The 8277-nt window shown below is 40.4% G+C and carries 4 protein-coding genes; 3 read left to right on the top strand and 1 reads right to left on the bottom strand.

All coding sequences use genetic code 11. From position 1 onward, the window contains the following. Positions 1–293 precede the first annotated feature (293 nt). From B2X72_RS08290 to B2X72_RS08300, 3 genes are all read left to right on the top strand, one after another. On the top strand, positions 294–1646 hold the full coding sequence (locus tag B2X72_RS08290) for a MutS-related protein (RefSeq protein ID WP_145327884.1): 1353 nt from the start codon (positions 294–296) through the stop codon (positions 1644–1646). 127 nt (positions 1647–1773) lie between these two features. Beyond that, positions 1774–4071 carry a GH92 family glycosyl hydrolase gene (locus tag B2X72_RS08295; protein WP_145327883.1) on the top strand — a complete coding sequence of 766 codons (2298 nt, stop codon included), beginning with the start codon at positions 1774–1776 and terminating at the stop codon, positions 4069–4071. Between the two features lie 80 nt (positions 4072–4151). Further along, complete coding sequence (locus tag B2X72_RS08300) at positions 4152–6995, top strand: hypothetical protein (RefSeq protein ID WP_286849057.1); 2844 nt, start codon at positions 4152–4154, stop codon at positions 6993–6995. Between the two features lie 344 nt (positions 6996–7339). On the opposite strand, the gene B2X72_RS08305 is transcribed toward B2X72_RS08300, so the two are convergent. Next, positions 7340–8065, bottom strand: coding sequence for a hypothetical protein (locus tag B2X72_RS08305; protein ID WP_244294451.1), 726 nt, complete (start codon positions 8063–8065; stop codon positions 7340–7342). Between the last annotated feature and the right edge of the window lie 212 nt (positions 8066–8277).

Below are 8277 nucleotides of genomic sequence, written 5' to 3' on the forward strand. Positions count from 1 at the left end.
ATAGGTTAATAATATGGCTAAAACACCCGGAGTACCCCATGCTTTCGGGTGTTTTTTTTGTTTTTTACCCTTCCGTTGTTCCTTGGATATGTTTAACTAAATTTAAATGCTTAAGAACCTATATCTTGCCTGATTGGCTCATTGGTTAAATATTTCAGTTTTAATATTCTAGAATAATCGCTAGTAATCTCATGATTATGGAAATTTATTTCGCTGTATAACGATTCTGCTACAGTGTTGCTAATTATAATGACTTTGAGTAAGTTTAGGGAAAGAGCCACAGGAAATAAATTATGTCTATTGTTGACAAACAGACTTTAGCAGATTTAAATGTTACCAACAACAGGTATAAGGATATGATTGATTTTTTCGATTGTACAGTTACGGTAGGTGGGCGGGATATGTTGTATAGTTATTTTCTTAAACCTCTTTCCTCTAAATTGGAAATAGAAAGCAGACAGCATTTAATTCTTTTTATGCAAAAAGTTGAGATTTCGGATCTATTGGATAAGTATATGATGCAGGATCTTGAGCAATATTTGTCTCTGCCACAGGAACCCTATTCACCTTCTCGGACTACTTATTACTTGGAAATGGTGTCAACGAATTTTTTTTCTTTGGATTTTAAAAAACGCGAGATACTTGTAAAGCGATCTATTCACGAAATAGCAAAGATTACGGATGGTCTTGCTATTTTATTAGAATATGTAAAATCAGAAGGTCATACTTTAGCTATTCTCAAAGAGTATAGTAAACACATAGATTATGTTTTGGAAGATATCGATCGGGATGAATTTATACAGTTGCTGAATAACAAATTTTCTAAAGAGCTGATGATCAAATACGATTATCTTTTTAGAAATATAAAACGAAATGCAATACGTGAGATTTTCGATGTTTTGTATCATTTGGATGCCTTGTTCAGTGTAGCAAAAAGTATCAAAGGAAAGAATCTTGTATTTCCTCAGATTGAGGAAAAGACAGGGGGAGAGGATATGATCACCATACGTGGAGCTTATAATTTATTTATCGAAGATGCCATTAAAAATGATGTCGAAATCAATAAAGAAAATAACCTTTGGTATTTGACTGGAGCAAATATGACAGGAAAATCTACCTTGTTGAAGACAATTGGAAGCTGTGTTTATCTGGCACATCTTGGTTTTCCGGTTCCAGCAGATGCGATGAAAACAGTGCTTTTTGATGGAATATCGGCGACCATAAATTTAGGTGATAATATAAATGCAGGTGCAAGTCACTTTTTTAACGAAGTATTACGGGTTAAACATTTGGCGGAGTTACTGGCATCCGGTAAGCAAATGTTTATTCTCATGGATGAGCTATTCAAGGGGACAAACCATAGTGATGCTAGTGAAGCAACCCAGGAATTAGTTAACTGTTTGAAAGGATATAAGAACAGTGTATTCTTATTGTCCTCACATATTACAGAAATTTGCCCCATACTGTATAAAGATGGTATTGCGATGAAATATTTAGAGGTTCAGTTGGATGAACAGGAGGGGATTGTCTTTACGTACCGACTTTTGGATGGTGTTGCCGAAGAAAAGTTAGGCATGTGGTTATTGCGTAAAGAACGGGTATTTGAGATTTTAAGGAAATTTGATTTGGGAAGACAAAAAGAATGAGATTATTGTGATATTGATTATATTGTTCCAGTTTTATAGTCTTTGGCAAACTTTTGGTCGAACATAACCAATTGTCTGTATCTTATCGGATTCCGTAGACTTGACAAAGTAATCTAAACCATTTTTTATGATATCCCGTATTCAATTTAGTGTTGTTCTATTTTTTATCTATTTTAACTGCTACTCGCAATCTAAATATGTCAATCCGTTTATCGGTGCGGTTACCAGTGGTGAAAAAGCCGAAACGGGAGGACACGGATTCGGTAAAACTTTTCCAGGAGCAGCAACTCCATTTGGCTTAACACAGATTAGCCCCAACACGATTACCGGTGGAGATAATGGTTCTGGATATAACTACGAGCATACCTCCATCGAAGGATTTGCCTTTACACAAATGAGTGGTATAGGCTGGTACGGTGATCTAGGTAATTTTTTAGTCATGCCGACCACAGGAGAGCTGAAAACTTCGGCAGGCAGTGCCGAACATCCGGAAAAAGGCTACCGCTCTCGTTTTTCCAAAAAAGATGAGAAAGCAGGTGCCGGTTACTATGGCGTGGTGCTTTCAGATTATCATATAAAAGCTGAAATGACCGCTACACCGCATAGCGGTATGCTTCGGTTTACTTTTCCCAAACATAAAAAGTCGCGGATTCAGATCGACTTAGCGCGGCGAGTAGGTGGTACATCTACGGAACAATATGTGAAAGTGGTGGACAACCATACCATCCAAGGATGGATGAAGTGCGCGCCCGAAGGTGGAGGTTGGGGAAATGGTGATGGGAAGGCAAATTATACGGTCTATTTTTATGCCCAATTTAGTAAGCCTTTTACCGATAAAGGAGTATGGAGTTGTACCCTTCCAGAGGGGCAAAAACGGAAATTGGAAGATGTCACAAGTGCCAGTTATCAAGAGATGGTTTCCAAATCTGTCGTCACAAAAAATATCGGCATTATGGAAGGTAAACATTTGGGGTTTTATACCGAATTCCCTACACAAGTAAATGAGCAGGTCTTAATGAAAGCTGGAATTTCATTTGTCAGTATGGAGGGAGCCAAAAATAACCTTGAAACAGAAATCAAAGATTGGAACTTTAACAATGTATTGAAGCAAACGCAGAAACGATGGGATGATGCATTAGGGAAAATCGAGGTTCACGGTGGGACAGAAGACGAGAAAACTGTTTTTTACACAGCTTTGTATCATTCGATGATCGATCCGCGAGATTTCTCGGATGTAGATGGAAAATACGTTGGCGGTGACGGACATATTCACCAAACGAAAGATTTTACCAAGCGAACAGTATTTAGCGGCTGGGATGTTTTTCGAAGTCAGTTTCCTTTGCAAACGATTATTAATCCGACTATCGTAAATGATATGATCAATTCTTTGGTGACATTGGCCGAAGAAAGTAAACAGGATTATTTAGAACGTTGGGAATTTTTGAATGCGTATAGTGGCTGTATGATCGGAAACCCTGCCGTATCAGTTATTACGGACGCCTATATGAAAGGGATATCCAACTTTGATGTAGAAAAAGCTTATAAATATGCGCGACAGACTGTTGAAAAATTTGGAAATGGAGAAAAGGGAACTACAGGAGAAATTTCAACGACATTGGAATACGCTTATACAGAATGGTGCCTGTCTCAATTAGCAAAACGATTAAATAAAACGGCTGATGTGGATTTATATGCTCATCGTGCGCAAAGTTATAGAAATCTCTTTGATCCCACAGTCGGCTGGTTTCGACCGAAAGAACAGGATGGTACATGGAGTAAATGGCCAGAAACGGGCCGCTTAACCCAAAATTATGGCTGTGTTGAGAGCAACCCTTATCAGCAGGGATGGTTTGTCCCTCATGATGTGGATGGACTTGCAGGCCTTTTGGGTGGTAAGCAAAAAACCATCGCGGATCTCAATAGTTTTTTTGAACTCGCTCCGCAAGATATGATGTGGAATAATTATTATAACCATGCCAATGAACCGGTACACCATGCACCCTTTTTGTTTAATCGTTTAGGAGCGCCATGGCTCACGCAAAAATGGACGCGTGAAATTTGTTCACGTGCCTATCATAATTCAGTTTATGGTCTGATAGGTAATGAAGATGTGGGGCAAATGTCAGCATGGTATGTATTGGCGGCATCTGGATTACACCCTATTTGTCCGGGTGACACACGCTATGAGATTACAAGTCCTGTGTTTGATACGATCACCTTTAAACTTGATCCCAAATATTATCCTCGGACACAGTTTGTAATCAAAACAGAAAATAACTCGCCTGAAAATCGCTACATCCAAAAGGCTGAACTTAATGGCGTCTCTTATAATAACTGTTTTATAGATCACAATGAAATTATGCGAGGCGGAACCTTGGTGCTATTTATGGGTAAAGAACCGAATAAAGAATGGGGGGCTCAGTAAAATTGTTGAAAGCAAATAAAATCAAAGTCTCAAGCAAGTATCTGAAAGTCGCATCAGTAAATGTTTTGGCAAAAAAAAAGATGAATTACTTAAAAAAACAACTCTATATCCTGTGTCTATTGGGCGTGTTGGGCCAGGCAAAGCAGAGCTATAGTCAGCAGCTGCCGCTATTTAGCAAAGAAAGCAACAGCCTGTCTGGAGACTGGCTAATAGGAACTCCCCAGGCGAAAGCAGGACTTTTCAAGACGAAAGAAGGTCATTTGGTCTTTTCCAATGGTTTGGTCAGCCGTACATTTACGACTTTTCCAAATGTAGCCAGTATTGGTTTGGATGAATTGACTGGAAATACAGCATTTCTACGGTCGATTCGACCTGAAGCCAGCGTAACAATCGATGGGTTTACCTTTGATGTCGGCGGATTGGAAGGACAGAAAGTACATAATTATTTACTGAAAGAATGGATCCCGAGTTTAAAGGCAAACCCCATGGCTTTTAAATTCCATGACTATAAAATTGAAGATACAAAACCCCGTTTTGGTTGGAAAAAGAGACCAAACTGGATGCCTAAAGATATGCCTTGGCCTGTCCCGGGCAAAGAGCTGACATTTACCTATACATTGGATCAGCAGGCGATCGATGCGCTTGCCGCAAAGAATAAAAGTGACCAAAACAGGGCATTGCTGTTGGAAGATAAATTTCAGCATCTAGATTCCGGATGGAAGTTGATGGTTTCAAAATCACATGAGCGTAATTCCTTTGTCAATGAAGGAAAAGTGGGCGAAATTATGGCACTTGAAAATGCTGCTGTGTTCGCTGAAAGAACAGTTCCTCAAGAGGTAAAGGTACTCGTAGCCAAGATGAATAAAGGTACTGATCAATCCAACGATTGGGGATTGGGTTTTGGACTAAGCCTAACGAATAGTAATCCCAGACTTTATTGGAGAGCAAGCGAAGGCAAGGTTGTTTTTTTTGATGGCAAACGCGATAACGGAACTTTCGAAGTTGGTAAAGTAGATCAGCTATGGTTTAGATATGAAATAGCCGATAAAGAATTATTGGCACAAGCCTCTTTGGACGGACAGCAATGGCGTACTGTTGGTCATCTTCCACTAAAGTCGGGTGACAAGATACAACTGGTTCGTGTCGGAAAAATGGATCCAAACGGCGGGAATAAGGATGGTAAGGCTTCGACAAAGGAAGGGCGCTCCAAAATAGAAGGTTTTTGGGCATACGGTGATTTTCCATCCCAATTTGCAGGCGATCTATCCAGTAAACTTGCTTATATGAAAAACATTACGGTACAGGTTCATTATGATCTTTATGATGACATGCCGATCTTTAGTAAGTGGATTACCGTGCAGAATCAGTCGGACCGGGAAATTGTGGTTAATAGCTTTAAGAGTGAGCAATTGGCTGTATTTGAGCCCGAAAGTTCGGTAGATCATAGAAGCCGTTGGTTATACCCTAATATCACGGTGGAAACAGATTATACATTTGGCGGTATGAGCGATGAAATCGTTTATTCCTCGAGTCTGGAGTGGAAAAAAGACCCGCTATATACGACACAGGTCCACTACGACCGGGAGACACCCTGTCTGTTGGAAGTTGCACCTAAAATGGGACCTGAACAACAGGTTGCTGCCGGTGGAGAATTTGCAAGCTATCGGGTTTGGGAGCTGTTGAACGATAGCTGGGAACGCGAACGTAAGAGCCTTGGATATCGAAAAATGCTGCGCTCCATGGCGCCATGGACAACTGAAAATCCAATATTGATGCATGTACGGAGTTCGGACAACGAGTCGGTAAAAAAGGCAATTGATCAAGCATCGGAAGTTGGTTTTGAAATGGTGATTATGACCTTTTGGTCTGGATTCAATGCCGAAGATGATTCTCCCGAAAATCTCAAGCGTATGAAGGAGCTTGCTGACTATGCGCATAGCAAAGGAATTGAACTTGGAGGCTATTCGCTCCTGGCTAGTCGGCATATTGATGCTAAAAATGACGTTGTGCTACCTGAAGGCATGCATCCTCGCTTTGGAAGTTCACCCTGTATTGAGAGTGAATGGGGCCAGGCTTACTTCAAAAAGCTGTATAACCTGTATGAAAGTTCGGGATTGGGCGTATTTGAGCACGATGGATCTTATCCTGGAGATTGGTGCTATTCCACCGATCACCCCGGGCATCATAATGAAAAAGACTCACAATGGAATCAGTTTAAACGGATCACTGATTTTTACAAATGGTGCCGTGAAAAGGGAATCTACCTGAATATTCCGGATATGTATTTCTTGAATGGCGGAAACAAAGTCGGGATGGGCTACCGTGAGGCGAACTGGTCGCTTCCGAGGGCACAACAGGAGATTGTGGAAAGACAGAATATCTTTGATGGTACCTGGGCAAAGGCGCCGTCTATGGGCTGGATGTTTGTTCCTTTGGTAGAATATCAAGGTGGAGGCAAAGAGGCAACGATCGAGCCTTTGAAGGATCACCTACCGCATTACGAGCAACGCTTGGCCAATCTATTTGGCGCAGGTGTACAGGCCTGTTATCGTGGGCCACAGCTTTATGACTCCCCAGAAACAAAAAATGTAGTGGCCAAATGGGTGAATTTTTACAAGAAACACCGCGAAGTTTTGGACAGTGATATTATCCATGTAAGACGTCCTGACGGGATGGATTATGATGCTATTTTGCACGTGAATCCGGCGGGGAAAGAAAAAGGATTACTAATGATCTATAATCCATTGGACGAAGCGATAAAACGAAAAATTAAGGTCAACTTATACTATACCGGACTGACAGGAAATGCACAAGTGGTTGAGCAAGATCAGAACAGCAGCATAATACCATTAAATGCAGCCTCGGAAGCGATCTTTGAGGTCAATATACCGGCAAAAAGTCAAACTTGGTTCGACATTAAGTAAGCCGCTCGGCAAACGTTTCGGATCAAGACTTCAATTTTTTAAAGAGTCTTCTCATCACAATGATGAGAAGACTCTTTTTTGGACTTGACTTACATGTTATTTTGTGTGCGACTTTATCTGATTGACAAGAGTTCACCACATGTGTCTTTTCCGATCAGGTTTGTCGTCGTTTATGCAATGGGATAAGCCATGCTATACGTTATTCAATATGGAGCAATTTTTTTTTGCGCTGTTGCGAAGAATGGCGCTTCCATTGGAGAGCCTTTTAAGAATAAGTCAGATAGGATCGCAAAAGAAGAAAACTCGTTTATTGTCAGTTTTGGACTTAATTAAAAAGGTTCTTTTTACTTAACGTCTTTTTTCTCCGGCCATTTTACAAACACGCCCGTTTCAAGTGTAAGTTCACCAGTTGCAGCATTATAACTATCCTTGGATAGGATAGGGATTTCACCGGCTACTTTACTTTGTTCGGGATTATGTGTACGGTTATGGTAAGTCGGCACTTTTTCAAGCTTGACCAATTTACCATTGATGCGTAGATTTTTTTGAACAACGGTTACTTTAGGCAATTTATCGTATCGGATGACATTCAACCCTTCGAGGTCCCGCTGTCTTTGGGCGAAATCAATAAAATACTTGTATTGCTCCAAGAACGATGTGATGTGTTTTTTCATCTGGATCTTTTTACCCGGGAAGGCTAGGGACCCTACATTGACCACTCTTTTAGTGCTTAAATCTTCGACATACATCGTGACCCAGGAATGTTCATAATCGCCCCAGCTGAAATAGGTTTCTTTGGGGTTAATAGTGTCTGGAACGGCTTTGTCTGCGATATAGCCTTCTTTTTTTAGTGTGATGCGATAAGAACCTTTGTGCCAGCCTACGGTATTGCGGACACTGATAAAATCACCCTCCGCATCTGAACTGGCATAATATCCTGTAGTTTTTAAAGCCTTTTTTGTTCGTTCAAACCAACGCGAAAAGATGCCATTAAATTTGATATCTTCTTCTTTACCAGTCTTAACACTGATACCGCCACCGGCAGATTGAATACCACAATATAAAGGCATATTGTTTAGGGATATATTAAAGGGTGAAATGTAAAATGAATAGTGGTCTGGGATGTCATCTTGTACAATAATATCAATGGAAATAGAATGGAAATCATTGACGGCTGAGTCCAATACATAATAGGAATTGGTATGCTGTTTTCATATTTTTTTTAAGCTCCTCTTTGGTTTGGGAAAAGGCTGTGCCACTGAATGGATATACTTGAACAAGC

Source organism: Sphingobacterium sp. UBA7253, from assembly GCF_002472745.1.
In the GTDB taxonomy this organism is placed as follows: Bacteria; Bacteroidota; Bacteroidia; order Sphingobacteriales; family Sphingobacteriaceae; genus Sphingobacterium; species Sphingobacterium siyangense.